Source organism: Streptomyces chumphonensis (genome assembly GCF_014779715.1).
Classification (GTDB): domain Bacteria; phylum Actinomycetota; class Actinomycetes; order Streptomycetales; family Streptomycetaceae; genus Streptomyces; species Streptomyces chumphonensis.
Window position 1 is genome coordinate 1 of record NZ_JACXYU010000004.1, and the last position, 26,340, is coordinate 26,340.

23 protein-coding genes and 1 pseudogene are annotated in these 26,340 nt (G+C 73.5%); 16 read left to right on the forward strand and 8 right to left on the reverse strand.

Going from position 1 to position 26,340, the window contains the following annotated elements:
- Nucleotides 1-372: pseudogene (locus IF129_RS09760) on the reverse strand (Fe-S oxidoreductase); the annotation flags it as partial.
- A gap of 207 nt (nt 373-579) precedes the next feature.
- On the reverse strand, nt 580-1,686 hold the full coding sequence (locus IF129_RS26915; protein ID WP_191209168.1) for a peptidoglycan DD-metalloendopeptidase family protein: 1,107 nt from the start codon (nt 1,684-1,686) through the stop codon (nt 580-582).
- A gap of 372 nt (nt 1,687-2,058) precedes the next feature.
- Here IF129_RS26915 and dnaK point away from each other — a divergent pair, with 372 nt between their 5' ends.
- The 4 genes from dnaK (at nt 2,059) to IF129_RS09785 (ending at nt 6,345) form a co-directional block, all read left to right on the forward strand.
- Nucleotides 2,059-3,915 (forward strand): molecular chaperone DnaK, encoded by a 1,857-nt coding sequence (gene dnaK / locus IF129_RS09770; protein ID WP_191209169.1) that lies wholly within the window; start codon nt 2,059-2,061, stop codon nt 3,913-3,915.
- Entirely contained in the window at nt 3,912-4,607 is a 696-nt protein-coding gene (gene grpE, locus IF129_RS09775) for a nucleotide exchange factor GrpE (RefSeq protein ID WP_191209170.1), read from the forward strand. Before dnaK ends, grpE begins: the two co-directional genes overlap by 4 nt.
- 81 nt (nt 4,608-4,688) lie before the next feature.
- On the forward strand, nt 4,689-5,861 hold the full coding sequence (dnaJ, locus tag IF129_RS09780; RefSeq protein ID WP_191209171.1) for a molecular chaperone DnaJ: 1,173 nt from the start codon (nt 4,689-4,691) through the stop codon (nt 5,859-5,861).
- Between the two features lies 1 nt (nt 5,862).
- Complete coding sequence (locus IF129_RS09785) at nt 5,863-6,345, forward strand: heat shock protein transcriptional repressor HspR (protein WP_381480870.1); 483 nt, start codon at nt 5,863-5,865, stop codon at nt 6,343-6,345.
- A gap of 46 nt (nt 6,346-6,391) precedes the next feature.
- Here the strand turns inward: IF129_RS09785 and IF129_RS09790 are convergent, their stop codons facing one another.
- Both IF129_RS09790 and IF129_RS09795 read right to left on the reverse strand, forming a co-directional pair.
- Nucleotides 6,392-8,527: a SpoIIE family protein phosphatase gene (locus tag IF129_RS09790; protein WP_191209172.1), complete on the reverse strand. Its 2,136-nt coding sequence runs from the start codon at nt 8,525-8,527 to the stop codon at nt 6,392-6,394.
- A 280-nt stretch (nt 8,528-8,807) separates the two neighbouring features.
- Entirely contained in the window at nt 8,808-9,983 is a 1,176-nt protein-coding gene (locus IF129_RS09795) for a lipase family protein (RefSeq protein WP_191209173.1), read from the reverse strand.
- 303 nt (nt 9,984-10,286) lie between these two features.
- Here IF129_RS09795 and IF129_RS09800 point away from each other — a divergent pair, with 303 nt between their 5' ends.
- The gene (locus tag IF129_RS09800) at nt 10,287-11,147 is read left to right on the forward strand and encodes a trypsin-like serine peptidase (protein ID WP_191209174.1); all 861 of its coding nucleotides are present in this window, start codon (nt 10,287-10,289) and stop codon (nt 11,145-11,147) included.
- 9 nt (nt 11,148-11,156) lie between these two features.
- Here the strand turns inward: IF129_RS09800 and IF129_RS09805 are convergent, their stop codons facing one another.
- Complete coding sequence (locus tag IF129_RS09805; RefSeq protein ID WP_191209175.1) at nt 11,157-11,588, reverse strand: pyridoxamine 5'-phosphate oxidase family protein; 432 nt, start codon at nt 11,586-11,588, stop codon at nt 11,157-11,159.
- A 31-nt stretch (nt 11,589-11,619) separates the two neighbouring features.
- On the reverse strand, nt 11,620-12,213 hold the full coding sequence (locus tag IF129_RS09810) for a Uma2 family endonuclease (RefSeq protein WP_381480865.1): 594 nt from the start codon (nt 12,211-12,213) through the stop codon (nt 11,620-11,622).
- Nucleotides 12,214-12,409: 196 nt separating this feature from the next.
- Between IF129_RS09810 and clpB the strand changes: the two genes are divergently transcribed.
- Nucleotides 12,410-15,013 (forward strand): ATP-dependent chaperone ClpB, encoded by a 2,604-nt coding sequence (gene clpB, locus IF129_RS09815; RefSeq protein ID WP_191209177.1) that lies wholly within the window; start codon nt 12,410-12,412, stop codon nt 15,011-15,013.
- Nucleotides 15,014-15,135: 122 nt separating this feature from the next.
- A complete protein-coding gene (locus tag IF129_RS09820; protein ID WP_191209178.1) occupies nt 15,136-15,672 on the forward strand; it encodes a YbjN domain-containing protein in 537 nt (178 codons plus the stop codon).
- Nucleotides 15,673-15,772: 100 nt separating this feature from the next.
- Here the strand turns inward: IF129_RS09820 and IF129_RS09825 are convergent, their stop codons facing one another.
- Nucleotides 15,773-16,948 carry a pyridoxal phosphate-dependent aminotransferase gene (locus IF129_RS09825; protein WP_191209179.1) on the reverse strand — a complete coding sequence of 392 codons (1,176 nt, stop codon included), beginning with the start codon at nt 16,946-16,948 and terminating at the stop codon, nt 15,773-15,775.
- A 140-nt stretch (nt 16,949-17,088) separates the two neighbouring features.
- On the opposite strand from IF129_RS09825, the gene IF129_RS09830 reads away from it, so the two are divergent.
- From IF129_RS09830 to fbaA, 7 genes are all read left to right on the forward strand, one after another.
- The gene (locus IF129_RS09830; protein ID WP_191209180.1) at nt 17,089-17,325 is read left to right on the forward strand and encodes a hypothetical protein; all 237 of its coding nucleotides are present in this window, start codon (nt 17,089-17,091) and stop codon (nt 17,323-17,325) included.
- Between the two features lie 321 nt (nt 17,326-17,646).
- Nucleotides 17,647-18,171, forward strand: a complete 525-nt coding sequence (locus IF129_RS09835; RefSeq protein WP_191209181.1) for a DUF2617 family protein — start codon at nt 17,647-17,649, stop codon at nt 18,169-18,171.
- 69 nt (nt 18,172-18,240) lie between these two features.
- Nucleotides 18,241-19,926, forward strand: coding sequence for a polyamine aminopropyltransferase (locus tag IF129_RS09840; RefSeq protein WP_191209182.1), 1,686 nt, complete (start codon nt 18,241-18,243; stop codon nt 19,924-19,926).
- Between the two features lie 123 nt (nt 19,927-20,049).
- Nucleotides 20,050-20,973, forward strand: a complete 924-nt coding sequence (locus IF129_RS09845; protein ID WP_191209183.1) for an SRPBCC family protein — start codon at nt 20,050-20,052, stop codon at nt 20,971-20,973.
- 33 nt (nt 20,974-21,006) lie between these two features.
- Nucleotides 21,007-21,840 (forward strand): aldose epimerase family protein, encoded by an 834-nt coding sequence (locus IF129_RS09850; RefSeq protein ID WP_191209184.1) that lies wholly within the window; start codon nt 21,007-21,009, stop codon nt 21,838-21,840.
- 10 nt (nt 21,841-21,850) lie between these two features.
- Complete coding sequence (pyrE, locus tag IF129_RS09855; RefSeq protein WP_191209185.1) at nt 21,851-22,390, forward strand: orotate phosphoribosyltransferase; 540 nt, start codon at nt 21,851-21,853, stop codon at nt 22,388-22,390.
- Between the two features lie 220 nt (nt 22,391-22,610).
- A complete protein-coding gene (gene fbaA, locus IF129_RS09860) occupies nt 22,611-23,633 on the forward strand; it encodes a class II fructose-bisphosphate aldolase (RefSeq protein ID WP_191209186.1) in 1,023 nt (340 codons plus the stop codon).
- A gap of 89 nt (nt 23,634-23,722) precedes the next feature.
- Here fbaA and IF129_RS09865 read toward each other — a convergent pair whose 3' ends face one another.
- Complete coding sequence (locus IF129_RS09865) at nt 23,723-24,136, reverse strand: DUF3151 domain-containing protein (protein WP_191209187.1); 414 nt, start codon at nt 24,134-24,136, stop codon at nt 23,723-23,725.
- A gap of 102 nt (nt 24,137-24,238) precedes the next feature.
- Here IF129_RS09865 and IF129_RS09870 point away from each other — a divergent pair, with 102 nt between their 5' ends.
- Entirely contained in the window at nt 24,239-25,060 is an 822-nt protein-coding gene (locus IF129_RS09870) for a tryptophan 2,3-dioxygenase family protein (RefSeq protein WP_191209188.1), read from the forward strand.
- The gene (gene kynU / locus IF129_RS09875; protein ID WP_191209189.1) at nt 25,053-26,321 is read left to right on the forward strand and encodes a kynureninase; all 1,269 of its coding nucleotides are present in this window, start codon (nt 25,053-25,055) and stop codon (nt 26,319-26,321) included. The genes IF129_RS09870 and kynU overlap by 8 nt, the downstream gene beginning before the upstream one ends.
- The last annotated feature ends 19 nt before the right edge of the window (nt 26,322-26,340 follow it).

Consider the following 26,340-nt stretch of genomic DNA (forward strand, 5'->3'; position numbering starts at 1 on the left):
GCCCAGCGTCGTCGCGACGCCGATGAACTCGATGTACAGCTCGTAGGGGAGCCAGCCGCCGAGCACCGGCAGCGTCCAGTCCGGCACGAACAGCTGCCCGTACGCGGCGATGATCGTGGGCGGCAGCGTGAGGAAGCCGATCGCGACGAACCAGTGCGCGACGCCGACGACGCCCCACTTGTTCATCCGGGTGTGGCCCAGGAACTCCCTGACCAGCGTGACCGAGCGCTGCCACGGGTCGTTCGCGCGGCTGCCGGCCGGGGCGGGCTGCCCGAGCTTGAAGAACCGCACGAACTGGGCGACGGCTCGCGCGAGCAGCGCAATGCCGACGACGCTGAGGGCCAGCGAGACGACGATCGCGGCGAGTTGCATGGGGGCTCCTCGGGCCTGCGGAGGCGGTAGCGGCGTCGGCGGGGCGAGCGGGCCCAGCCGGTGCACACGTACGTACTAGTTAGTAACTTAGTCAGTCCGTACGAGACTATCCACAATCCGTCCCGCGCTGTACCGCCCTCTGCGGTGATCTGCGTCGCTGAGGGTCGGCTAACCCGCCCCGGGTGGCCGTCGGCGCCGCGTCGGCCCTCAGACCACCACGCCCCGCGCCCGCAGCCAGGGGACGGGGCTCACGCTGGAGCCCTGCGCCGGGGAACGCCGGACCTCGAAGTGCAGGTGGGGGCCGCTGGAATTGCCCGTGGAGCCGGAGAGCGCGATCTGCCGGCCCGCCTGCACCCGCTGGCCGACGCCGACCTGGATCACCGACAGGTGGGCGTAGTGCGTCCAGTAGCCGTCGCCGTGGGCGAGGACGACCTCGTTGCCGTAGGGGCCGCCGTAGCCCGCCCGCACGACGGTGCCGCCTCCCACCGCCCGGACCGGGGTGCCGGACCGCACCGCGAAGTCCTGCCCGGTGTGGCCGCTGGACCACAGGGTGCCCCGGGCCGCGTATCCGGCGGTCAGGACGTAGGACGCGACGGGGGCCACCCAGGCGCCGCGCGCGGCGGGGGCGTCCGGGCGTTCGGGGTCGGGGGTGCGCCGCCGCTGTTCGGCGCGGGCCCGCAACCGGGTCGCGCGCTCCTGGGCCCGCTCCAGGGCGGCGTCCACCCGGCGTTTCAGCCGGTGCCGACGCGCCTCCTCGGCCTGGAGCCGCTCCAGCGCGCGGTCGGCCTGCTCCTTCTCCCGTGCCAGTTCCGCGCGGGCCTCCTGCGCGGAGCGCGCGAGCCGCACCACGGCCTTGTTGGTGCGGGCGAGGTAGCCGGAGGTGGCCAGGAACTCCTCCGGGGAGTCGGCGACGACGACCTGGGCCCCGGGGAGGAACGTCCCGCTGCGGTACTGGCTGGCCGCCGCGGCGCCCACGGCACGCCGCAGGACGTCGTACTCCGCACGCTTGCGGTCCAGCCGGTCGCTCAGCCGGTCGACGGCCTTGCGCTGCCGTGCGGCGGCGGCCTTGGCCCGTTCGTACTGCCGCGTGACGCGGCCGGCCGTGCGGGAGACGCGGGCCGCCTCCGCCACGGCGGCCTCGGTCGAGCGGAGCGGCCGGGCGCCGGCGGGGTCGCCCGCCGCCGGATGGTGGGCGGCGGGGGGACGGTGCGGGGTGGCCGTCGCCGGCCCGCCCGCGAGGACGGCGGCGAGCGCCGCGGCGGCCAGGCAGCTCGGCAGCGCGATGCGCCGGGGGTGAGGCCGATCAGCACGCACCGGACACCATCTCCCGTCTCTCCTGTCGCGAAGGGTTCACCGGTCACTGGCTGCCTTGTCCTCGCAGAGTGATCGTTAAAGCGCTGATCGTCACAATCGCGACATAATTCAGCCCGCCGCAGCCATAAGCGGATGAGCCGACGATCGGTTCACCCGCTTGTCGGGCCGCAAGTGATCGGAGCGCAGGTGACGGTTTCCGGCCGCCGTGCCGGTGATGGCTCCTGTACTGCGCTGACCTGCGGATTCGACGGTGGTGCGTCGTTCTTCGGCAAGCGACTTGAGTCGGGTCGACTCAGCTCCGTTGACAGCGGTGCGGCCGTCATGCACTCTTGAGTGAGTTCCACTCAAGGCTTAGCTGGAGGAGATTCCGAAATGGCACGTGCGGTCGGCATCGACCTGGGTACGACGAACTCCGTCGTCAGTGTCCTCGAAGGCGGTGAGCCCACCGTCATCACCAACGCGGAGGGCGCCAGGACCACGCCGTCCGTCGTCGCCTTCGCGAAGAACGGCGAGGTGCTGGTCGGCGAGGTCGCCAAGCGCCAGGCCGTCACCAACGTGGACCGGACGATCCGGTCGGTCAAGCGCCACATGGGCACCGACTGGAAGATCAACCTGGACGGCAAGGACTTCAACCCGCAGCAGATCAGCGCCTTCGTGCTGCAGAAGCTGAAGCGGGACGCCGAGGCGTACCTGGGCGAGAAGGTCGCCGACGCCGTCATCACCGTCCCGGCCTACTTCAACGACCACGAGCGTCAGGCCACCAAGGAGGCCGGCGAGATCGCGGGCCTCAACGTCCTGCGCATCGTCAACGAGCCGACGGCCGCGGCCCTCGCCTACGGCATGGAGAAGGAAGACCAGACGATTCTGGTCTTCGACCTCGGCGGCGGCACCTTCGACGTCTCGCTGCTGGAGATCGGCGACGGCGTGGTCGAGGTGAAGGCCACCAACGGTGACAACCACCTCGGTGGTGACGACTGGGACCAGCGCATCGTCGACTACCTGGTCAAGCAGTTCCAGTCCGGTCACGGCGTGGACCTCTCCAAGGACAAGATGGCGCTCCAGCGTCTGCGCGAGGCGGCCGAGAAGGCCAAGATCGAGCTGTCCTCGTCCACCGAGACCACGATCAACCTGCCCTACATCACCGCCTCCGCCGAGGGCCCGCTGCACCTCGACGAGAAGCTGACGCGGGCGCAGTTCCAGCAGCTCACGCAGGACCTGCTGGACCGCTGCAAGACCCCGTTCCACAACGTCATCAAGGACGCGGGCATCCAGCTCAACCAGATCGACCACGTGGTGCTGGTCGGCGGTTCGACGCGGATGCCGGCCGTCGCCGAGCTCGTCAAGGAGCTGACCGGCGGCAAGGAGGCCAACAAGGGCGTCAACCCGGACGAGGTCGTCGCCATCGGCGCCTCGCTCCAGGCCGGCGTCCTCAAGGGCGAGGTCAAGGACGTCCTGCTGCTCGACGTCACCCCGCTGTCCCTCGGCATCGAGACCAAGGGCGGCATCATGACGAAGCTCATCGAGCGCAACACCACGATCCCGACCAAGCGCTCGGAGATCTTCACGACGGCCGAGGACAACCAGCCGTCGGTGCAGATCCAGGTCTACCAGGGCGAGCGCGAGATCGCGGCGTACAACAAGAAGCTCGGGATGTTCGAGCTGACCGGCCTGCCGCCCGCCCCGCGCGGCGTGCCGCAGGTCGAGGTCACCTTCGACATCGACGCCAACGGCATCATGCACGTCTCCGCCAAGGACCTCGGTACCGGCAAGGAGCAGCGCATGACCGTCACCGGCGGCTCCGCGCTGCCGAAGGACGACATCGAGCGCATGATGCGGGACGCCGAGCAGTACGCGGAGGAGGACTCCAAGCGCCGCGAGGCCGCCGAGACGCGGAACCAGGCGGAGCAGCTCGTCTACACGACCGAGAAGTTCCTCCAGGAGAACGAGGACAAGGTCCCGGCCGACACCAAGGGTGAGGTCGAGGAGGCCGTCAGCGACCTCAAGGAGAAGCTGAAGGGCGAGGACACCTCGGCGATCCGCGAGGCCACCGAGAAGGTCGCCGCGACGAGCCAGAAGCTCGGTCAGGCCCTGTACGCCGACGCCCAGGCCCAGCAGGCCGACGGCGGCGCCCCGGGTGGGGCCGGCCAGGCGCAGGGCGGGGACGACGACGTCGTCGACGCCGAGATCGTGGACGACGAGAAGACCGACCGAAAGGGAGGTGCGGCGTGACGGAGGAGACCCCGGGTTTCGACAACGAGAAGCCCGACGTCCCCGCCGACGCCTCCGCATCGCCCGATGAGGCTGCCGCCCAGGCCGCCGGTCCCGCCGACGAGGCGGGCCCGGCGGCCGGGGCCGGGGACTCCAAGGAGCTCCAGGAAGTGGCGCTCACCGCGCAGCTGGACCAGGCCAGGACGGCGCTCGGCGAGCGCACCCAGGACCTCCAGCGGCTGCAGGCGGAGTTCGCCAACTACCGGCGCCGGGTGGAGCGCGACCGCATCGCCGTCAAGGAGATCGCGGTGGCCAACCTCCTCACCGAGCTGCTTCCGGTGCTCGACGACATCGGGCGGGCCCGGGACCACGGCGAGCTGGTCGGCGGTTTCAAGTCGGTGGCCGAGTCGCTGGAGACGGTGGTGGCCAAGATGGGCCTCCACCAGTTCGGCAAGGAGGGCGAGCCCTTCGACCCGACGGTGCACGAGGCGCTGATGCACGCCTACTCGCCGGACGTCTCCGAGACCACGTGCGTGCAGATCCTGCAGCCGGGGTATCGCATCGGCGAGCGCACGATCCGCCCCGCGCGGGTCGGTGTCGCCGAGCCGCAGCCCGGAAGCGCGCAGTCGGCCTCGGACACCGAGGCGCAGGCCGGGCAGGGCGACGAGAAGGCGGCGACGGACGAGGAGAACGGTGGCCCGGAGCAGGGCTGACGCGGACGAGCGCCGCCGGGCGGGCCGCCGTGCGCGGCCCGCCCGGGGCGTGGCAGGACGAGGGAAGGAGGGACGCCGCGCATGAACCTCAGCAGGGAAGTGCTGGAGAAGGACCTCTACAAGGTCCTCGGTGTCCCCAAGGACGCCACCGAGGCGGAGATCAAGAAGGCCTACCGCAAGCTCGCCCGCGAGTACCATCCGGACGCCAACAAGGGCGACGTGAAGGCCGAGGAGCGGTTCAAGGAGGTCGGCGAGGCCAACGAGGTCCTGTCCGACGCCAAGTCCCGCAAGGAGTACGACGAGGCGCGCGCCCTGCTGGGCAGCGGCGGCTTCCGTCCCGGCCCCGGAGCGGGCGGGGGCAATTTCAACTTCGACCTGGGCGACCTCTTCGGCGGTACCCAGGGCAGCCCCGGCGGCGGCTTCGGGGGCGGTATCGGCGACGTCTTCGGCGGCCTGTTCAACCGGGGCGGGACCACGACGCGCACCCAGCCCCGGCGCGGCCAGGACGTCGAGTCGGAGGTGACGCTCAGCTTCACCGAGGCCGTGGACGGCGCCACGGTGCCGCTGCGCATGTCCAGCAGCGCCGCCTGCAAGGCGTGTTCCGGCACCGGCGACAAGAACGGCACACCCCGGGTGTGTCCGACGTGCGTGGGGACGGGGCAGGTCAGCCGGGGCGGCGGAGGCGGCTTCTCGCTCACCGACCCGTGCCTGGACTGCAAGGGCCGCGGCCTGATCGCGGAGCACCCGTGCGAGGTGTGCCGGGGCAGCGGGCGGGCGACGAGCTCCCGCACCATGCAGGTCCGCATCCCGGCCGGGGTGTCGGACGGCCAGCGCATCCGGCTGCGCGGCAAGGGCGCCCCCGGGGAGCGCGGCGGTCCGAACGGCGACCTGTACGTCGTCGTCCACGTCGACCCGCACCCCGTGTTCGGGCGGCGCGGCGACAACCTGACGGTCACCGTGCCCGTCACCTTCGCGGAGGCCGCCCTCGGCGCGGAGATCAGCGTCCCGACGCTCGGCGGGCCGCCGGTGACGTTGAAGCTGCCGCCCGGTACGCCCCCCGGGCGCACGCTGCGGGCCCGGGGCAAGGGAGCCGCGCGCAAGGACGGCACGCGCGGGGACCTTCTGGTCACCGTCGAGGTGACGGTGCCGAAGGAGATGGGCAAGAAGGCCAAGGAGGCCCTGGAGTCCTTCCGCGACGCGACGGCGGGGGAGGACCCACGGGCGGCGCTGTTCAAGGCCGCGAAGGGAGACTGAGGTGGACGGCCGAGATGCACGCAGGAACAACGCCGGTTCCCGCTTCCGCGGGGGCGGTTCCCCGTACGAGCTGACCGACGAGTCGCCGGTCTACGTCATCTCGGTCGCCGCCCAGCTCTCCGGGCTGCACCCGCAGACCCTCCGCCAGTACGACCGCCTCGGCCTGGTCTCCCCCGACCGCACGGCCGGGCGGGGGCGCCGGTACTCCGCGCGTGACATCGAGCAGCTGCGCGAGGTGCAGCGGCTCAGCCAGGTCGAGGGCATCAACCTGGCCGGCATCAAGCGCATCATCGAGCTGGAGAACCAGGTCACCGCGTTGCGGTCGCGGGTGGCCGAGCTCCAGCAGGCCGTGGAGGGCGCGGCGGTCGCGATGCGCCAGCGTGAGGCGCAGGTCCACGCCTCCTACCGGCGGGATCTCGTGCGGTACGAGGACGTGCAGCAGTCGAGCGCCCTGGTCGTCTGGCGCCCCGGCCGCCGCGACTGACGGCCGCCGCGACTGCCGGTCGCCGCCGACCGACGTCCGCGCGTGCTCAGCCGGTTTCCGGCGGGCGGACGCGGGCCACGAGGAGGGCGGCGTCGTCGTGGTCCTCGTGCAGGCCGGTGCCGCGCAGGTTGCGCAGCAGCCGGTCGCAGGTCTGCTCCAGCTCGCGCTCGGGGCCGTCGAGCAGGCCCAGCAGCTTGCCCAGGCCCATGTCGATGTCCTCGTCGCGCCGTTCGACGAGGCCGTCGGTGTAGAGGACGAGCTGGTCGCCGGGGCCCACCGGGAGCGACATGGTGCGGAACGCGACGCCGCCCACCCCGCCGACGCCCAGCGGCGTGCCGGTGGGGACGTCCAGCAGCTCCGGCTCCCGGCCGCGCCGGACGAGGACGGGCGGCAGGTGACCCGCGTTGGCGATGCACAGCGTGCCGCGGTGCGGGTCGTAGAGGGCGTAGGCGCAGGTGGCGATGTAGTTGTCGAGCCCTGCGGTGATCTTGTCGAGGTGGCGTAGGAGCTCGGCCGGGTCGAGGTCGAGTTCGGCGAGGGTCTGGGTCGCGGTGCGCAGCCGCCCCATGGTGGTGGCGGCGTTGATCCCGCTGCCCATGACGTCGCCCACGATGAGCGCGGTCTTCCCGCCGCTGAGGGGCAGGGTGTCGAACCAGTCGCCGCCGACCTCGCTGGCCGCTCCGGCCGGCTGGTAGCGGGAGGCGACGTCCAGGCCGGTCAGCGGCGGCGGATGCTGCGGCAGGAGGCTGCGCTGGAGGGTGAGCGCGGTGTTGCGCTGCCGCTCGTACCAGCGGGCGTTGTCGATGCAGACGGCCGCGCGGTTCGCCAGCTCGGAGGCGAGGGCGACGTCGTCCTGGTCGAAGGGCAGCGGGTTGCGGGCCCGCTTGAGGTCGAGGGCGCCGAGCACCTCGCCCCGGGCGATGAGGGGTACCGCGAGGTAGGAGTGGACGCCGGCGCGGGCGAGCAGTGCGGCCGACTCGGGGTCGCGGGCTATGCCCCGCAGGTCGGCCTCCGCCACGTGCGCGACGAGCATCGGCCGTCCGGTGCGCACGCACTGGGTGACGAGCCGGTCGGCGTCGTAGCGGGCCAGCTGGCCGGGCGGGTCGGCGGCGCGGATGGCCTCGGTGGGGTAGCCGGCGTTGACGGCGAGGGCGCGGAAGAGGGCGGGGCCGCGCGGGTCGGTGGTGCCGCGTCGGCCCTCCAGCACGGAGTCGAGCACGTCCACGGCGGCGACGTCGGCCAGCTCCGGCACGGCGACGTCGGCCAGCTCGCGTGCGGTCGTCTCCAGGTCGAGGGTCGTCCCGATCCGGATGGAGGCGTCGGCGACGACGGCCAGCCGGTGTCGGGCCCGGTCGGCCTCCAGGGCGGCGCGGTGCCGGTCGGTGACGTCGACGACCGACGTCGCGAGCCCGAGGACGTGCCCGTTGGCGTCCTCCAGCCGGTGGAAGGAGACGGACCAGGCGTGTTCGTGCTGCGGGTCCTCCGACGTTCGCCCGATCGTGTACTGGTCGAGCAGCGGGGCCCCGGTGGCCAGGACGTGCCGCATGGACGCCTCGATCGTCTGGGCGTCCAGGAAGGGCAGTGTGTCGCGTACCCGGCGGCCGATGTGCTTGTCGGCGGGCAGGCCGTTGATCCGCTCCAGGGCCGGGTTGACGGTGACGTACCGCAGGTCGGTGTCCATGATCGCGAGCCCGATGGGGGACTGCTCGACCAGCCGCACGGAGAGCGCGAGGTCGCGTTCCACGCGGCGCAGGATCGATCGGTCGGTGGCCAGGACCAGCGCGTACGGGTCGCCGAGGTCGTCCAGGAGCCGCATGTTGCGGAACTCCAGCAGCCGCAGCTCGCCGTCCTTGTGGCGCACCGGGAAGCTGCCCTCCCAGCTGCCCTCCTCGTCGGCCATGACGTCGGCGAAGAGGCGCAGCACGAAGTCGAACTGCTCCTCGGGCACGAGCAGCCGCGCGGCGTACTGGCCGAGCGCTTCCTGCGCCGGGTACCCCAGCAGGACCTCGGCCTGGGGGCTCCAGAAGACGATGCGGCCGCGCACGTCGATGACGATGGCGGCCACGCCGAGGATGTCCAGCAGCCCGCCGCTGTCCGAACGGGTCACCGGGGTGCGGCCCTGAGGGCGTGACCGCTTGACGTGCCCCGCCGAACCGGCGTGGACGAAGCCCTCAGCACTCATCCGGCCCTCCTTCCGCCCACCGGGCCACGCACACCGCCGCCGACCGGGACAGGGCGCCGTCGCCCGCGGCCGGTGTCCGACTCCCATCATCCTCCGCACCCGCCGGGCTGGCACGTTCCTTGCGGCGACCGGGCGGGTGACCGCTCGGTCACCCGCCCGGCCCGGCCCGGCACCGCCGGGCGGTGGGGACGCGGCGGGGCGTGCGGGACACGACCGGGCGCCGGGCGGGGGCCGGCTGCGGCTCCCGCCCGGCGCGTCCACGCGGCCGGGGGTGGGACGGTCAGCAGGTCGAGCGGGGCCGCTCGCCCTCGAAGCGGTCACCCAACCAGGTGAACACCTTCGGGTAGCCGGCCACGGCCCCGCCGACGTGTGTCGGGCCGAGGTTCCAGGAGAACTCGACGGTCGCGCCCCCGGCGCACCAGTCGGCCGCCAGGTTCTTGCCGACCCGGTAGGGGATCACGTCGTCGAGGAGGCTGTGCGTGACCAGCGTCGGCACGGCCGGGGTGCGCTCGCCGATGCGCTGTTCGTCGATGACGGCCTTCCACAGGGGTTCCTTGAGGTACTCCGAGAGGGGCTCGCCGCTCTCGGTGAGGGTGGCGCTGCGCGTGAAGGCGTGCCGGGCGACGGCCTCGATCGTGCAGTACCGCCGGGACTCCTCCAGGAACGCCTCGCCCTTCTCGTTGAGGTAGGGCTCGGTGTCGATGTCGTTCCCGGCGGCGAGGCCGGCCACCGAGTAGCCGAGGAACCCGGCGTACAGGGAGCCGTCGATGGTCTCGGCGACGGCGTTCAGGTCGGCCGGTACGGCGCCGGCGGCGACGCCCCTGAGGTCCAGCTCGGGCGCGTGGGTGGGGGCCAGCTCGGCGGCGGCAGCGGCGGCGCCGCCGCCCTGCGAGTAGCCGGTGATCGCGACGGGACCGTCGTCGGCGATCCCCGCCTCGGGCAGCCGCTGGGCGGCCCGGGCGGCGTCCAGCACGGCCTGCCCGGAGACCGCGCGGTTCATGTAGGTGTGTTCGCCGGGGGTGCCGAGCCCCTCGTAGTCGGTGACGACGACGGCGTACCCGCGCAGGAGCAGGCCCTTGATGAACAGGCCCTCGTACTCGCTCCCGGCGGCGAGCTGGCGGGACGGGGCGCAGTGGTCGCCGAGGCCCTGCGTGCCGACGGCGTAGCTGACCAGGGGGCGCTCGCCCCCGCCGGACCACTCCTTGTGCGGGGTGAGCACGGTGCCGGTGACGGCGAGCGGCTCGCCGTCACCGTCCGTCGTCCGGTACATGATCCGGTTGACGTCGGCGGCGGCTTTGAGGAGCCGGAACGGGTCCAGGTAGAAGTCGGCGGACTCGGAGCGGATGACGTCGCCGTTGTGCGCCGGGAGCGTGGCCGGCGGCTCGTAGAAGTCGGGGCGTTCCGACTCCGCGTGCGCGGGGGTGGCGGAGAGGGTGAGGGCTGCCGCGGTGGCCATGAGGACGAGGGGGGACGCGAGGCGGCGGCGCCGGGACCGGGGTGACTGCACTGACACTCCCAAGGTGGATGCGGCCTGAAAGCGACCTTACGGTTGCGTAAGGTCGAGGGGAGCATCCGCCCCGGCGCGGGTCGGCGTCTACGCACGGGAGTGAGCGTCCGTCCTTGGGACGCGTCACCACGGAACCTCCTGTTCCGCATCGTCGGGACACGAAGCCGACGGCCGGGGCGGGCCGGGCGTCGTGTTCACCCGGACGGGCGCCGCGCGGTGGCCGGGCTACCGGCGGGCCCGCACGGTGTGGTGATGGAGCACATACGCACGGCGACCGCGGCGCTGGCCACCGTCTTCGCCACCATCGCCGTGGCCGGGACGACCGGTCCGCCAGAGCTCCCCACCCGCACGGCCGGCGCCCAGGGCGAGCCCTGGGCGGGCGGCGGCGTCGCCACGGTCGGCAAGCTCGTGACGCAGCTGGCCGACGGGCGCGTGGGGATCTGCTCCGGCGCGATAGTGGACTCGCCGAGCGGCAGCGTCATAGCGACCGCCGCCCACTGCCTGACCTCGCCCCGGCACCCCGGGCGGCCGCACCGCGCCTGGTTCGCGCCCGGGCACGAAGCCGACGGGTCGGGGCGGGCCGGGTCCGCCCCGCAGGACGCGACGGCCGGGGGCGTCATGGAGACGGGCTGGAAGGTCGTCTCCTACCACACCCCGCCGGGGTGGGACGTCAACCGGCGGCTGGAGGACATCCTTCCGCACGACTACGCGTTCGTGACCGTCGAGCGCCGCGACGGCCGGACCATCCAGGACGCCTACGGCGCCAACGCCCTCGACTACGCGCCCGTCGACGCGGCGGCCCCGGTACTGCCGATGGGCTACCCGGCCGCCGCCCCCTTCGACGGCGCGACGCTCGCCCACTGCTCGGGTCGGGCCGAGCTGTTGACGGCGCGCACCGCCCACGCGGCGAACGTCGGCGGACTGCTCCTCGCCCCGTGCCGCCTCAGCCGGGGCGCCAGCGGCGGACCCTGGCTCCAGCACTACGACGCCGCGACGCAGTCGGGCACGGTGGTCGGCGTGATGTCGGTCGGCAGCGAGGACGGGCGCGTCCTCGGGCGGCCCTACCCGGCGGGGGCGGGCCGGGCGCTGTTCGCCGAGGCCGCGGCGGCGTGAGGGGCCGCGTCAGCCGGGCGCACGCCCCGGAGTCCGCCCGGGACGCCCCATGGCGCGGTCGACCGCGATCTCGATGACGACGCGGTCGGGGTTGGGCCTGGGGGTGCGCTCGTACCGCTCGGCGTACCGGCGGACGGCGTCCGCGACGACGTCGGGTTCCGTCCTGACGACGGCCGTGCCCTCCAGCGTCGCCCAGCGCCCCCGGGCGAACTGGCACACCGCCACCCGCGCCCCCGCCGCCCCGGCCGCACGGACGTTGGCCACCTTGCGGCTGTGCCGGTTCGTGATGATCCGGGCCGTCCCCGTCTCCGGCTCCCACGTGACGCCGACGGGCACGACATGCGGTGTGCCGTCCGGCCGCAGGGAGGTGAAGGTGCACAGGTGGTATTCCCGCCAGAACTCCCGGTATTCGGGGCCCGGCTCCCGCGGATCGACTGCCATACCCGCAGCGTATGCGCTCGCCGCGGGCGCCTCAGACGAGGTCGGCGGTGTCCAGCTCGAACCCGAACGGTTCCGGCAGCGGCACGGGCTTGCCGAAGGCCACGGAGACGGTGCGCGCGTAGTCGTCCCCGGAGGGCTCGCTCAACAGGGTGACCCGCCCCTGCTCCCGGTCCACGAGGAGGTACAGGGGGATGCCGCCCCGCGCGTAGCAGTGCCGCTTCGCGGCCCGGTCGCCCAGCGGCTTCCGGCTGGTGACCTCGGCGACCATCGCGACGCCCTCGCACGGCATCCACGGCTCCGCGCCACGGAACAGCCGCAGCCCGCGCGGCGCGAAGGTCGCGTCGGGAATCGCCCGGTTCTTCGGGCACAGCCCACCGCGCGGCAGGATCAGCCCCTTGTTCCCCGAGGCCTGCATCTCCGTCTCCGCGTGCCGGTGCACCTGCCGCACGATCATGTCGATGGCGTCCTCGTGGTCGCCGTCGGGCGGTGGAGTCACGACGATGTCCCCCTCGATGAGCTCGGCCTTGAAGCCTTCGGGGGTCTCCAGGGCCAGGAAGCTCTCCAGGAGGAAGTCGTCCTGCGTCGGCGTCGGTGTCGGCTTCGGCGTGCTGGCCATAACCGTCATGGTGCCCCCCTTCACGTGGTCGGAACCAGTCTGGCCGGAGGCCGGCCCCGCCCGGTGCCGCCGACCAGCGGCTTCACCCGAACGGGCGAGGGTGGGGAACGACGTAATGTGTTGAGTCGACATCGCTCAAGTTTGTGTACCCTGTACCCATCAGGGTCAGCATCCGCTGAGTGGTACCGAGGAGGAGACGCCGAACGTGGACGCCGAGCTGACGAACAGGAGCCGGGAAGCGATCAGTGCGGCCGGCAACCGCGCCCTCACGGACGGGCACACCGACATCACCCCCGCCCACCTGCTGCTCGCGCTGCTCGCGGGTGAGGACAACGAGAACATCCAGGACCTCCTGGCCTCGGTCGACGCCGACCAGGCCGCCCTGCGCAGCGGCGCGGAGCGGCTGCTCGGTGCGCTGCCCGTCGTCCAGGGGTCGACGGTGGCGAAGCCGCAGCCGAACCGCGAGCTGCTGGCCGTCGTCGCGGACGCGGCCCGGCGCGCCAAGGACCTGGGCGACCAGTACGTGTCCACCGAGCACCTGCTGATCGGCGTCGCCGCCAAGGGCGGGCAGGCCGGCGAGCTGCTCCGGGGCCAGGGCGCGAACGACAGGAAGCTCCTGGACGCCTTCGCCGAGGCGCGCGGCGGGCGCCGGGTCACCACGGCGGACCCGGAGGGCACCTACAAGGCCCTGGAGAAGTTCGGCACCGACCTCACGGCCGCCGCCCGCGACGGCAAGCTGGATCCGGTCATCGGGCGGGACCAGGAGATCCGCCGCGTCGTCCAGGTCCTCTCCCGCCGGACGAAGAACAACCCGGTGCTCATCGGCGAGCCCGGCGTCGGCAAGACGGCCGTCGTCGAGGGCCTGGCCCAGCGCATCGTGAAGGGTGACGTGCCGGAGTCGCTGCGCGGCAAGCGCCTCGTCGCCCTGGACCTCGGCGCCATGGTGGCCGGGGCCAAGTACCGGGGCGAGTTCGAGGAGCGGCTGAAGACCGTCCTCGCGGAGATCAAGGACAGCGAGGGCCAGATCGTCACGTTCATCGACGAGCTGCACACCGTCGTCGGCGCGGGAGCCGGCGGGGACTCGGCGATGGACGCGGGCAACATGCTCAAGCCCATGCTGGCCCGGGGCGAGCTGCGCATGGTCGGAGCGACGACGCTGGACGAGTACCGCGAGCGCATCGAGAAGGACCCGGCGCTGGAGCGGCGCTTCCAGCAGGTGCTGGTCGCCGAGCCCACCGTGGCGGACTCCGTCGCGATCCTGCGCGGCCTCAAGGGCCGCTACGAGGCGCACCACAAGGTGCAGATCGCCGACAGCGCCCTGGTGGCCGCCGCCTCCCTGTCCGACCGCTACATCACCTCCCGCTTCCTGCCGGACAAGGCCATCGACCTGGTGGACGAGGCCGCCTCCCGGCTGCGCATGGAGATCGACTCCTCGCCCGTCGAGATCGACGAACTCCAGCGCTCCGTGGACCGGATGCGGATGGAGGAGCTGGCCCTGTCCGGCGAGTCCGACCCGGCCTCCGTCGAGCGGCTGGAGACGCTGCGCCGCGCCCTCGCCGACCGCGAGGAGGAGCTGCGCGGCCTCACCGCACGCTGGGAGAAGGAGAAGCAGGCGCTCAACGCCCTCGGCGAGCTGAAGGAGCGGCTCGACGAGCTGCGCGGCCAGGCCGAGCGGGCCGAGCGCGACGGGGACTTCGACACCGCCTCCAAGCTGCTCTACGGCGAGATCCCGGCCGTCGAAGCGCAGCTGGAGGAGGCCGCGCGGGCCGAGGCGGAGCAGGAGTCCGCCGCCGCCGCGCAGGGCACGATGGTGAAGGAGGAGGTCGGTCCGGACGACATCGCCGACGTCGTCGCCTCCTGGACGGGCATCCCGGCCGGGCGGCTGCTGGAGGGCGAGACGCAGAAGCTGCTGCGCATGGAGGAGGAGCTGGGCCGCCGCCTGATCGGGCAGGGCGAGGCCGTGCGGGCCGTGTCGGACGCCGTCCGCCGCACCCGGGCGGGCATCGCCGACCCCGACCGTCCCACCGGCTCGTTCCTCTTCCTCGGCCCCACCGGCGTCGGCAAGACGGAGCTGGCGAAGGCCCTCGCCGACTTCCTCTTCGACGACGAGCGCGCCATGGTCCGCATCGACATGAGCGAGTACAGCGAGAAGCACTCGGTGGCCCGGCTCGTCGGCGCGCCGCCCGGCTACGTCGGGTACGAGGAGGGCGGCCAGCTGACGGAGGCGGTGCGCCGCCGCCCCTACACCGTCGTACTGCTGGACGAGGTGGAGAAGGCACACCACGAGGTCTTCGACATCCTCCTCCAGGTGCTGGACGACGGACGGCTCACCGACGGCCAGGGCCGCACGGTGGACTTCCGCAACACCATCCTCGTCCTCACCTCCAACCTCGGCAGCCAGCACCTCATGGACCCTCTGGCCAAGCCCGAGGAGCAGCGCGAGAAGGTGCTGGCGGCGGTGCGCGCCGCGTTCCGACCGGAGTTCCTCAACCGCCTCGACGACCTGGTCGTCTTCTCCGCGCTGAGCGGGGACGAGCTGGAGCGGATCGCGCAGCTCCAGATCGACGCGCTCCAGCGGCGGCTGGCCGACCGCAGGCTTACGCTGGAGGTCACCGAGGCCGCCCGGCACTGGCTGGCGGTCGAGGGCAACGACCCGGCGTACGGCGCCCGCCCCCTGCGTCGCCTGGTGCAGACCGCCATCGGCGACCAGCTGGCCCGGGAGATCCTGGGCGGCGAGGTGCGCGACGGGGACACCGTCCGGGTCGACGTCGCCGGGGACGGTCTGACGGTCGGACCCGTCACCGGCTGAACCCGCGCAGCCCCGGCCGGACGCGCCCTCCCCGGCATGCCACCGGACGCGGCCGGTCGGGGTTGCGGGGACCGGGCCGTCGTGAGGGAGGATGGCCGGAGCCGTACGAAGGGAACACCTACGTGAGCATCGACCCGTCCTCGATTCCGAATTTCGGGGGCCAGCAGCCTCAGCAGCCGCAGGGGGGCCCGGCGGGACCGATCGTCCCGGACCAGGACCTGGTCAAGCAGCTGCTCGACCAGATGGAGCTGAAGTACGTCGTCGACGACGAGGGGGACCTCGCGGCGCCGTGGGAGGAGTTCCGCACGTACTTCATGTTCCGTGGCGAGAAGGAGCAGCGGGTCTTCTCGGTCCGTACGTTCTACGACCGGCCGCACTCGATCGACGACAAGGTCAAGATCCTGGAGTCGATCGACGACTGGAACCGCCGCACCCTGTGGCCGAAGCTCTACACGCACACCCACGACGACGGCACCGTCCGCCTCATCGGCGAGGCGCAGATGCTGATCGGCACCGGCGTGTCCCTGGAGCACTTCGTCTCCAGCACCGTCAGCTGGGTGCGGGCGTCGATCGAGTTCGACAAGTGGCTCGTGGAGTCGCTCGGCCTGGAGAAGGACGCCGAGTCCGGCTCCGACGGCCCGGAGGACGCCGAGGACTGACAGCCCGGCCCACCCCCGACCGGCCCCGGACACCCCCCGTCCGGGGCCGCGCCACGTCCGGGTCGCGCGGCGCCCCCGGGCGGGCCGGTGGGCCCCGGGCTCAGGGGGCCAGGGCGCGGAGGCGGTCGGTCGCCTCGCGCAGGACCGCCTCCCGCTTGCAGAAGGCGAAGCGGACCTGGCTGCGGCCGGCCTCCGGGTCGTCGTGGAAGACGGCGTTGGGCACCGCGACGACGCCGCAGCGTTCCGGCAGGCTCCGGCAGAACGCGAAGCCGTCGCGCTCGCCGAGCGCGCGGACGTCGGTGGTGATGAAGTACGTGCCGCGCGGGGGGTGCACGGTGAACCCCGCGTCGGCGAGCCCGGCGGCGAGGAGGTCGCGCTTGGCCCGGAGATCCTCGCGGAGGGCGGTGAAGTAGGTGTCGGGGAGCGCCAGCGCCTCGGCGATCGCGTACTGGAACGGGCCGGCCGAGACGAAGGTCAGGTACTGCTTCGCCGACCGCACGGCCGTCAGCAGCTCGGGGTGGGCGGTGACCCAGCCGACCTTCCAGCCGGTGAAGGAGAACGTCTTGCCGCTGCTGGAGATGGTGACCGTGCGGTCGTGCATGCCGGGCAACGAGGCGATCGGCACGTGCTCGCCCTCGAAGACCAGGTGCTCGTAGACCTCGTCGGTGACCACCAGCAGGTCGCGTTCACAGGCCAGTTCGGCGACGGCGGTCAGTTCGGCGCGGGTGAGGACGGTGCCCGTGGGGTTGTGCGGGGTGTTGAGGAGCAGGAGGCGGGTGCGGTCGGTGACGGCGGCGCGCAGCTCGTCCAGGTCGAGCCGGAAGCCGCCGTCGGGCCCGTCCGGGCGCAGGGTGACGGGGACGCGGGTGCCACCGGCCAGGGCGACGCAGGCGGCGTACGAGTCGTAGTACGGCTCCAGCGCGACGACCTCGTCACCCGGCGCCACGAGCGCGAGGAGGGCGGCGGCGATGGCTTCGGTGGCCCCGGCGGTGACGAGGACCTCCGTGTCGGGGTCGACGTCCAGGCCGTAGAAGCGCCGCTGGTGCTCGCTGACGGCGGCGCGCAGCTCCGGGACGCCGGGGCCCGGCGGGTACTGGTTGCCGCGCCCTTCGCGCAGGGCGCGGACGGCGGCCTCGCGGATCTCCTCGGGCCCGTCGGTGTCGGGGAATCCCTGGCCGAGGTTGATGGCCCCGGTGCGCTGGGCCAGGGCGGACATCTCGGCGAAGATCGTGGTCCCGAACTCGGCCAGGCGGGGGTTGAGCGGTGGTCGTCCCATGACGGGCATCCTCGCGGATCGACCCGGCGGGTGCGCAAGCTCTGGAGTTGCTCAAGTCTGCTTTGCCGCCGGAGCGGTGGGGGCATGTCGGGAGCACGGCCTGCTCCGTCGGGGGGCGGGGCAGTACGGAAGGGGGCGCGATGACAGCGGTGCTGGTCGTCGTGGTGGTGTTCGGGCTGGCGCTTCTGGTGGCCGCGATCGCCGCGAGTTCGGTGCGGACCGGGAGCGCGGGGCGTCGGAGGGCCGTGGGCGGGCGCGGCGGTTCGGGGGACGGCGGTGCGTACGGGGGCGGCTCCGGCGGTGGCTGGGGTGACGGCGGGGGGAGCTGCGGCGGCGGAGGTGACGGCGGGGGGAGCTGCGGCGGCGGGGGCGACTGACGGGGGCCGGGCCGGGGCCGCCCGACGGGGGTGCGGGCGGGCCCGGCCGGGGGAGCGGTGACGCGGGCAGGGCATATGCCGAGGGAAACGAGCGGACCTGTTGAACACGTGACCACCATCGCCCTCTCGGGTATGGAAATGTCCCGAAGTTGGGTAAAACCACTGTGGACTTGGTGTCCAACATGATTCGGTGAAGCCGTACCAGGAGCCCGTAAGGGCACGAGCCGGCGAACTCTGGAACAACCCCGAGGTGCATCCCGAACGGTGGCCGGCCCACCCTCAACCGGTCCCTCTCTCCACACGTGCTTGCGGAGCCGATCCATGCTCACGACGCTCAAGACCGCCTACACCGACACCCGCGCCGGCGACCTCGCCTGGGCGCTCGGCCGCGAGCCGCTGCCGGCGCTTGCCACTCTCGATCTTCATCTCCACGGCTCCACGGTGCAGTTGCGGCTGTTGGGCGCCTCCCACCAAGTGCTGCTGGAGGACGACAGCGGACGCTGCTCGGAGACGGTGGCCTGCATGCCGGGCAGCCGCAGCCCCCTGCCCCTCGGCATCTCCAAGCGGCTGGGGAGCTGGGACTACGAGTTCGCCACCCGGGTCGAGACGCTGTCGCGGGGCGCCTTCGCCGGACGGGCGCAGGAGCTGCTGGCGCTCGTCGCCGACCACCCCAACGGGCTCGCCGGGACGTTCCCGGGTGACCCGCACGCGTTCACCGCGCTGCTCGTGCAGCGGCTGGGGCAGCAGGTGTGCTGGCGGACCTGGCACGCCTACCCCCAGGAGGGGCGGCTCGTCGCCACCCGCACCCGGGTGGCCGTCCACGACCGGGAGACGGCCCTGGCCTGACATCCGGGCCGTGGATTGCACTCCTGTGGGTGACGTTGCGCAGGTTTGGCGTCACGTAGCGTTCCCAGCATGATCGACCAGCCCGTGTCCGGACGGGCGGTGCAGCCCGACCGGTCGCGGCCGGCGCCGGAGGAGATCCCCCTGCGGCTGCCCGTGCGGCCGGGGCTGGGCCGCTTCCTCGTCCTGTGCGCCGTCTTCGTCTGCGCCGCCTGCGGGCTGGTGTACGAGCTGGCGCTCGTGGCCATGGCGTCGTACCTCACCGGTGACTCGGTGACGCAGGCCTCCATCGTGCTGTCGGTGATGGTCTTCGCGATGGGCGTGGGCTCCCTGCTGGCCAAGCGGCTGCGGTGCCGCGCCGTCGCCTGCTTCGGGATGATCGAGTGCGTGCTCGCGCTCGTGGGCGGCGGCTCGGTGATGGCCCTGTACGCGGCGTTCGCCTGGTTCGGGGCCTCCGGGCCGGTGCTCGTCGCGTTCTCGCTGGCCATCGGGGTGCTCATCGGTGCGGAGATGCCGCTGCTGATGACGCTGATCCAGCGCATCCGGGCGCAGGACGCGGGAGGTGCCGTCGCCGACCTGTTCGCCGCCGACTACGTGGGGGCCCTGGTGGGCGGGCTGGCGTTCCCGTTCCTCCTGCTGCCGGTCTTCGGGCAGCTGACGGGCGCCCTGCTCGTCGGCGTCGTCAACGTGCTGGCGGGCGGGCTGCTCGTCCTGTGGCTCTTCCGGCACGACCTCGGCCCCCGCCAGCGGGCCGGGCTGCTGCTCGTCTTCACGGCGGTGCTGTCGCTCCTCGGGACGGGGGCGGGGTGCGCGGGCCCGTTCGAGGAGGCCGCGCGCCGGGCGGTCTACGGGGGCTCGGTGCGGGTCGCGGTCCACAGCGACGTGCAGGAGATCGTGCTCACCGACGCGCGGGGGAGCGGGCGCCACGCGGGCGCCGCGAACGGTCCGTGCGGCCTGGAGCTGTACCTGGACGGGCGGTTGCGGGTGTGCGGCGGCGACGAGGCCCGCTACCACCAGGCCCTCGTCCGCCCCGCCATGGCCGCCGGTCCGCACGCCCGCGTCCTGGTCCTGGGCGGGGGCGACGGCCTCGCCCTGCGCGAGGTGCTGCGGCACCCGGACGTCGCCGAGGTGACCGTCGTCGACATCGACCCGGAGGTGGTCGCGCTGGCCCGGAGCGACCCGAGGCTCCGCGCCCTGAACGAGGGGGCGTTCACCGACCCCCGGGCCCGGGTGGTGACGGCCGACGCCTTCGAGTGGCTCCGTTCCCGGGCCCGGACCGCCGAGCCGCCGTACGACGTGATCGTCTCCGGACTGCCGGACCCCCGCCCGGCGGAGAGCGCGCGGCTGTACTCGCAGGAGTTCTACGGGCTGCTCGCCCGTGCGCTGTCCCCGGACGGCCGCTTCGCCGTGCACGCCGGTTCGGTGAGCGGCGCCGGGCGTGTCTTCTGGACGGTGGAGGCCACGCTGCGGGCGGCCGGGCTGCGGCCCGTGCCGTACGCCGTCGACGGGCGGGCGTCCGTGTTCCCCGCCGGTACCGACCGGGTCCAGCGGGCCGGCGCGCCCGCCGGGCATCCGGCGGACTGGGGTTTCCTGCTCGCCGCGCCCGGAGCCGCACCGCCGCTGCTGCTGGACGCCGCGGAGCCGCGCCCGAGGGCGTTCGACGCGGCCGACCTCGCCCACGCGGCGGCCACCGCCGAGCGGCAGCGGCGCACCGGCCTGGCGCCCTCGACGCTGCTCCACCCGCGCTACGGCGGCTGACGCCCGGCACGGCCCCGGACGGTTCCGGGCCCCGGCCCCGGACGGTTTCGGGCGGCGACCCCGGACGGCCACGATCCGTCCGGGTCGGCCTGTCCGGCGGTCCGCGCGGGTAGGCTCCGCCCCATGGAGCACGAGGTGTACGTTCCGTTTCCCGTCGGGTCCGTCCGGGCGGCGCTGGCCGAGGCCGAGCGCGTCGCGCGCTGTGTGCCGGGTGTCCAGCTCGACGCCGTGGACGGGCAGGCGGACGCCGACGGCACGGTGTCCGGCCGGCTGCGGATCCGCATCGGCGGCTCCACCATCACCTACCGGGGCGCGTTGACCGTCTCCGTGCGGGAGGACGGCTTCCGCGTCAGGGGCGAGGGCGACGAGGCGCGCGGCCAGGGATCCGTCCGCGCCGAGGTGACGCTCACGCCGCGCGCCGTCGGGGACGGGCAGGGGGACGCCGAGGGCACGGTGCTGGTGTGCGCCGGGTCGGTGCGCAGCAAGGGGCGGCTCAACGAGGCCGAGGCGAAGCAGCGGGCCGCCGCCGGCCGGCGTCTGCTGGAACGGTTCGCCGAGGCGCTGGCGCAGAGCCTCGCGGCCGATCCGCCGACCGACGACAACCAGCGCGTCATCCCCGGCATCCCGGCCCCCGAGTCGGCGACCGGACCGGTCCCCGGCCCGTCGCCGGAGCGGGGCGCCCCGACCGAGCCGGAGCCCGGGGCGCCGGAGTCCGGGGAGGCCGAGCCGGGCGCGTCCGTCTTCGAGACGGAGGTCCCGCCGCCGTCGCCGGACCCCTCGGCGGACGAGGAGTCGGAGCGCACGGCCCCCGCAGGGGGGCGTCGGGCCGGGGAGAGCGCCCCCGCCGAGGCCGCCCACGCCCGGCGCACGATGATCGGCCGCAGTGCGGAGGAGGTCGACCACGCCCCGCCGCGTGGCCGCTACGCTCCCGTGCCCGCGCCGGAGACCGTGGGCGCGACGGCCGCCCTGCGCTGGGCCGCCCCCGCCGCGGCGCTCGCCGTGGCCTCCGCCGTGCTGGTCGGGCGCGTCCTGCGGCGGCGTCGCTGAACCCACCTCGGTCGAGCGCCTACGCTCGGTGGGGTGACCACCCAGACCACGACGGTCCGGCTCGCCGCCGGTGACACCGAGGTGACCGTCGAGCCCGAACAGGGGTGCCGGATCGCCTCGTTGCGCGTGGCCGGCACCGAACTGCTGCTACCCGGCGAGGGCCACGGCGCCTTCGTCATGGTCCCGTTCTGCGGACGCACGGACCGGGGCCGGTTCCGCAGCGGAGCCGAGACGTACCGACTGCCCCGCAACGAACCACCCCACGCCATCCACGGCTTCGCCCGCGACGGCCGCTGGCGCACCGTCCGGGCCGACGGCCGCACGGCCGCGTTCACCTGGCGGCTCGGCGAGCCGTGGCCCTGGCCGGGCACGGTGACGCAGCTCGTCGAGCTGGCGGAGGACGGCTCCTCCCTCACCCTGACCCTCGGCGTGGAGACCGCGTCGGACTCCTTCCCCGCGCAGGCCGGCTGGCACCCCTGGTGGCGGCGCAACCTCGGCCGGGGCGGCTCGGACGTCCGGGTGGAGTTCCACCCGGCCTGGCAGGAGGAGCGCGGCCCCGACCACCTGCCCACCGGGCGTCGTATCCCGCCCCGACCCGGACCGTGGGACGACTGCTTCGGCATGCCCGACGGTGTCGACGTGACGCTCACCTGGCCCGACGAGCTGGAGCTGTCGATCACCAGTCGGGCGGAGTGGCTCGTGGTCTACGACGAGCAGGAGGCCGCGGTGTGCGTCGAGCCGCAGACGGGGCCGCCGAACGGGCTGAACACCCACCCGCGGTTCGTGACGCCCCTCGAGCCGCTGGAGATCAGCACCACCTGGGCCTGGCGCGGGCTGGGCGCCGGGGACGCGCGGGGCGCTGGATAGGCTCAGGGCCATGACCGACGCGCGCGCTGCGCTGCTGCAGCAGATCAAGGACAAGGCCGTGGTGCACGGCAAGGTGATCCTCTCCTCCGGGAAGGAGGCCGACTACTACGTCGACCTGCGCCGGATCACCCTGGACGGCGAGACGGCCCCGCTGGTCGGTCAGGTCATGCTCGATCTCACCGCCGACTTGGACTACGACGCGGTGGGCGGCCTCACCCTCGGCGCCGACCCGGTGGCGACGGCCATGCTGCACGCCGCCGCCGCCCGGGGGCGCCGGCTGGACGCCTTCGTCGTGCGCAAGACGGGCAAGGCGCACGGCCTCCAGCGCCGCGTCGAGGGTCCGGACGTCGCGGGCCGGCGGGTGCTGGCCGTGGAGGACACCTCCACCACGGGCGGCTCGGTGCTCACCGCCGTCGAGGCGCTGAAGGAGGCCGGGGCGCAGGTCGTCGGGGTGGCGGTGATCGTCGAGCGCGGTGCCGCCGCGGCGATCGAGGAGACCGGGCTGCCGTACTACCAGGCCTACCGCAGCGAGGATCTGGGCCTGAGCTGAACGCATGAACGTCGAGGGGCTGGGGTTTCACGTGAAACCTCAGCCCCTCGACCTCCCCCGGACGCAAAGCCCCCTCCCGTCGACGCCTCTGCCGACGCGCTGCCGTTCGGACGGCCCCTCGGGAGCCGGGGCCGACGTCTGGGAAGATGGGTCCGACGACGGAGTCGCCCACGGTCAGGGAACCCCTCGAACACCCGCACACTCCCAAGGAGCGGACAGAATGCCCATCGCAACCCCCGAGATCTACAACGAGATGCTCGACCGGGCGAAGGCCGGCAAGTTCGCCTACCCGGCCATCAACGTCACCTCCACCCAGACCCTGCACGCGGCCCTGCGCGGGTTCGCCGAGGCCGAGAGCGACGGCATCGTCCAGATCTCCACCGGTGGCGCGGAGTTCCTCGGCGGCCAGTACAGCAAGGACATGGTGACGGGCGCCGTCGCCCTGGCCGAGTTCGCCCACGTCGTCGCCGACAAGTACCCGGTGAACATCGCCCTGCACACCGACCACTGCCCGAAGGACAAGCTGGACGGCTACGTCCGGCCGCTGCTGGAGGTCTCCCGCGAGCGCGTCGCCGCCGGACGGAACCCGCTGTTCCAGTCGCACATGTGGGACGGTTCGGCCGAGACGCTGGCGGACAACCTGGCCATCGGGCAGGAGCTGCTGGCCGTGGCTGCCGCCGCCAAGATCATCCTTGAGGTCGAGATCACCCCGACCGGCGGCGAGGAGGACGGCGTCACCCACGAGATCAACGACGAGCTCTACACCACCGTGGACGACGCCCTGCGCACCGCCGAGGCCCTGGGCCTGGGCGAGAAGGGCCGCTACCTGCTGGCCGCCTCCTTCGGCAACGTGCACGGCGTCTACAAGCCCGGCAACGTGGTGCTGCGCCCCGAGCTGCTCAAGGACCTCCAGGAGGGTGTCGCCGCGAAGCACGGCCGGCAGAACCCCTTCGACTTCGTCTTCCACGGCGGCTCCGGCTCCACCGAGCAGGAGATCGCGACCGCGCTGGAGAACGGCGTCGTCAAGATGAACCTCGACACCGACACCCAGTACGCGTTCACGCGGCCCGTCGCGGACCACATGTTCCGCAACTACGACGGCGTGCTGAAGGTGGACGGCGAGGTCGGCAACAAGAAGACGTACGACCCGCGCACCTGGGGCAAGCTGGCCGAGGCCTCCATGGCCGAGCGCGTGCAGCTGGCCTGCGCCAACCTGCGCTCGACCGGCACCAAGCTCGCCTGACGCGTCACCACCCCCGGGGCCCGGCGATCCGCCGGGCCCCGGGCCCGTTTCCGGGCCGGGGGTGGCGGAGCGCGAGGTGTCGGGACGTGCTACGTCAGCGTCTCGGCGGCGGTGGGGCTGCTCTCGGCCAGGAACGTCGTGCAGCGCTCGTACTCCTCCTGCTCCCCGATGGCCTTGGCGGCGCGCGCCAGGGCGTGCAGGGCGCGGAGGAACCCGCGGTTCGGCTCGTGCTCGAACGGCACCGGGCCGTGGCCCTTCCAGCCGCTGCGGCGGAGCGAGTCGAGGCCGCGGTGGTACCCGGTGCGGGCGTACGCGTACGACTCGACGACCCGCCCGCCCTCGTACGCCTCGTCGGCGAGCTGCGCCCACGCGAGGGAGGAGGCGGGGTACTGCGCGGCGACGTCCGCGGGCGCGGTACCGGCGGCCAGCGCCTCGCGCGGCCCCGGGTCGTCGGGCAGGTGGGTCGGGGGCGGACCCCCGAGCAGGTTCTCGTGAATGGACATGCCCCCAGTGTGCCCTGAGCCCCGCCCTTGCCGTGGCCCCGCCGTCCGGAGATGATCGCCGCAGGCCCGGTGACCCCGGGTGGATGTGCGAGGAGACCTTCGATGACCGAAAGCCCCGAGACCCCGAACCTGGACTTCGCAGGTACGACGCCCTACGAGGACTACGTACAGGCCGACGTCCTCACCCACCTCCAGAAGCCCTTCACGGATGATCCCGGTGAAATGGTGTTCCTGGTGACGACCCAGGTCATGGAGCTGTGGTTCACGGTGCTCGTCCACGAGTGGGAGACCGCCGCCCGCGCGTTGCGCGAGGACGACCTGCGAACGGCCCTGGACGCCCTGCGGCGCTCGACCTACGAGCTCCGGTCCCTCAACGCCTCGTGGGAGCCGCTGGCGCACCTGACCCCGGCGCAGTTCAACTCCTACCGGGCCGCCCTGGGCGAGGGCTCCGGCTTCCAGTCGGCGATGTACCGGCGCCTGGAGTTCCTGCTGGGAGACAAGTCGGCGTCCATGCTCGTCCCGCACCGGGGCGCACCCCGGGTCCACGACGAGTTGGAGAAGGCCCTCCACGAGCCGAGCCTGTACGACGAGGTGCTGCACTACCTCTCCCGGCAGGGCGAGGACATCCCGGCCGCGGTGCTGAACCGGGACGTGAGCGACAGGTACGAGCCGTCGCCGCAGGTGGAGGCCGCCTGGGCGCGGATCTACTCCGGTGATCCGGAGGCCCCGGCGGCCCGGCTCGGGGAGGCGCTCACGGAGGTCGCGGAGCTGGTGTGGCGCTGGCGCAACGACCACCTGGTCGCGACCCGCCGCGCGATGGGCTCCAAGGTCGGCACGGGCGGCTCCGCCGGGGTCGCGTGGCTGGAGAAGCGGACGACCAAGAGCGTCTTCCCGGAGCTGTGGAGCGCGCGCGGCCATGTCTGACGCGACCGGGAGGCGGGAGCCGGGCGCCGTGGCGGAGGAGCTGCGGGCCGAGGCCGTGCGGCGGGACACCGCCGACCCGCTGGCGAAGCTGAGGGACCTGTTCGTCCTCGACGACCCCGCACACCCCGAGGGCGCCGTCTACCTGGACGGCAACTCGCTCGGGGCGCTGCCGCGCGCCGTGCCCGGCCGGCTGGCCGACGTCGTGGCGCGGGAGTGGGGCGAGCTGCGCATCCGCTCGTGGACGGAGTCGGGCTGGTGGGAGACGCCCGAGCGGGTCGGCGACCTGATCGCCCCGCTCGTCGGCGCCGCGCCGGGCCAGATCGTCGTGGGCGACTCGACGTCGGTGAACGTCTTCAAGGCGGTCGTCGGCGCCGTCCGGCGGGCCGGGCCCGGCCGGGACGAGATCCTGGTGGACGCGGCGACGTTCCCCACGGACGGCTACATCGCACAGTCGGCGGCGCGGATGACGGGCGCGGTGGTGCGCCCCCTGCCGATGGGCGGGATGGCCGGCGCCGCCGGCCCGCGCACGGCGGTGCTGCTGGTCAACCACGTGGACTACCGCACCGGCGAGCTGCACGACCTGCCCGGCGTGACGGCGGCGGCGCACGCGGCCGGGGCCCTCGTCGTCGCGGACCTGTGCCACAGCGCGGGCGCCCTGCCGGTGGACCTGGACGCGCACGGCGCCGACTTCGCCGTCGGCTGCTCCTACAAGTACCTCAACGGGGGGCCGGGCGCGCCCGCGTACCTCTACGTGGCGCACCGGCACCAGGCGGCGTTCGACTCACCGCTGCCGGGCTGGCACGGCCACCGCGACCCGTTCGGGATGGTGCCGGAGTACGCCCCGGCCGAGGGCGTCTCGCGGGGCCGGGTCGGGACGCCGGACCTGCTGTCCATGCTGGCGCTGGAGGCGGCGCTGAGCGTGTGGGACGGCGTGGACGTCGCCGAGGTGCGGGCCAAGTCCCTGGCCCTGACCGACTTCTTCCTGCGGGCCGTGGACGCCTACCTCCCGCCGGGGCGGGTGCGGCTGGTCACCCCGGCCGCCCACGAGCGGCGGGGGAGCCAGATCGCCCTGGAGTGCCCGGACGCGGAGGACGTCATGGCCCGGCTCATCGCCCGGGGCGTCGTCGGCGACTTCCGGCGGCCGGGGGTGCTGCGCTTCGGGTTCACGCCGCTGTACACCTCCTTCGCCGACGTCGAGCGGGCGGCGCGCACGCTGGCCGAGGTGGCGGGGGTGGCCGAGGTGGCCGAGGGGGAGCGGTGAGCGAGGCCGAGGAGCGGGA

Bases quoted from the DNA above. Each gene is read 5' to 3' on its own strand.
- IF129_RS09800 (WP_191209174.1), top strand. From the start codon at position 10,287: ATGGAGCACATACGCACGGCGACCGCGGCGCTGGCCACCGTCTTCGCC.
- dnaJ (WP_191209171.1), top strand. From the start codon at position 4,689: ATGAACCTCAGCAGGGAAGTGCTGGAGAAGGACCTCTACAAGGTCCTC.
- IF129_RS09845 (WP_191209183.1), top strand. From the start codon at position 20,050: ATGGAGCACGAGGTGTACGTTCCGTTTCCCGTCGGGTCCGTCCGGGCG.
- IF129_RS09805 (WP_191209175.1), bottom strand. From the start codon at position 11,588: ATGGCAGTCGATCCGCGGGAGCCGGGCCCCGAATACCGGGAGTTCTGG.
- dnaK (WP_191209169.1), top strand. From the start codon at position 2,059: ATGGCACGTGCGGTCGGCATCGACCTGGGTACGACGAACTCCGTCGTC.
- IF129_RS09870 (WP_191209188.1), top strand. From the start codon at position 24,239: ATGACCGAAAGCCCCGAGACCCCGAACCTGGACTTCGCAGGTACGACG.
- IF129_RS09865 (WP_191209187.1), bottom strand. From the start codon at position 24,136: ATGTCCATTCACGAGAACCTGCTCGGGGGTCCGCCCCCGACCCACCTG.
- pyrE (WP_191209185.1), top strand. From the start codon at position 21,851: ATGACCGACGCGCGCGCTGCGCTGCTGCAGCAGATCAAGGACAAGGCC.
- IF129_RS09795 (WP_191209173.1), bottom strand. From the start codon at position 9,983: ATGGCCACCGCGGCAGCCCTCACCCTCTCCGCCACCCCCGCGCACGCG.
- IF129_RS09830 (WP_191209180.1), top strand. From the start codon at position 17,089: ATGACAGCGGTGCTGGTCGTCGTGGTGGTGTTCGGGCTGGCGCTTCTG.
- fbaA (WP_191209186.1), top strand. From the start codon at position 22,611: ATGCCCATCGCAACCCCCGAGATCTACAACGAGATGCTCGACCGGGCG.
- IF129_RS09825 (WP_191209179.1), bottom strand. From the start codon at position 16,948: ATGGGACGACCACCGCTCAACCCCCGCCTGGCCGAGTTCGGGACCACG.
- IF129_RS09840 (WP_191209182.1), top strand. From the start codon at position 18,241: ATGATCGACCAGCCCGTGTCCGGACGGGCGGTGCAGCCCGACCGGTCG.
- IF129_RS09790 (WP_191209172.1), bottom strand. From the start codon at position 8,527: ATGAGTGCTGAGGGCTTCGTCCACGCCGGTTCGGCGGGGCACGTCAAG.
- IF129_RS09835 (WP_191209181.1), top strand. From the start codon at position 17,647: ATGCTCACGACGCTCAAGACCGCCTACACCGACACCCGCGCCGGCGAC.
- kynU (WP_191209189.1), top strand. From the start codon at position 25,053: ATGTCTGACGCGACCGGGAGGCGGGAGCCGGGCGCCGTGGCGGAGGAG.
- IF129_RS09810 (WP_381480865.1), bottom strand. From the start codon at position 12,213: ATGACGGTTATGGCCAGCACGCCGAAGCCGACACCGACGCCGACGCAG.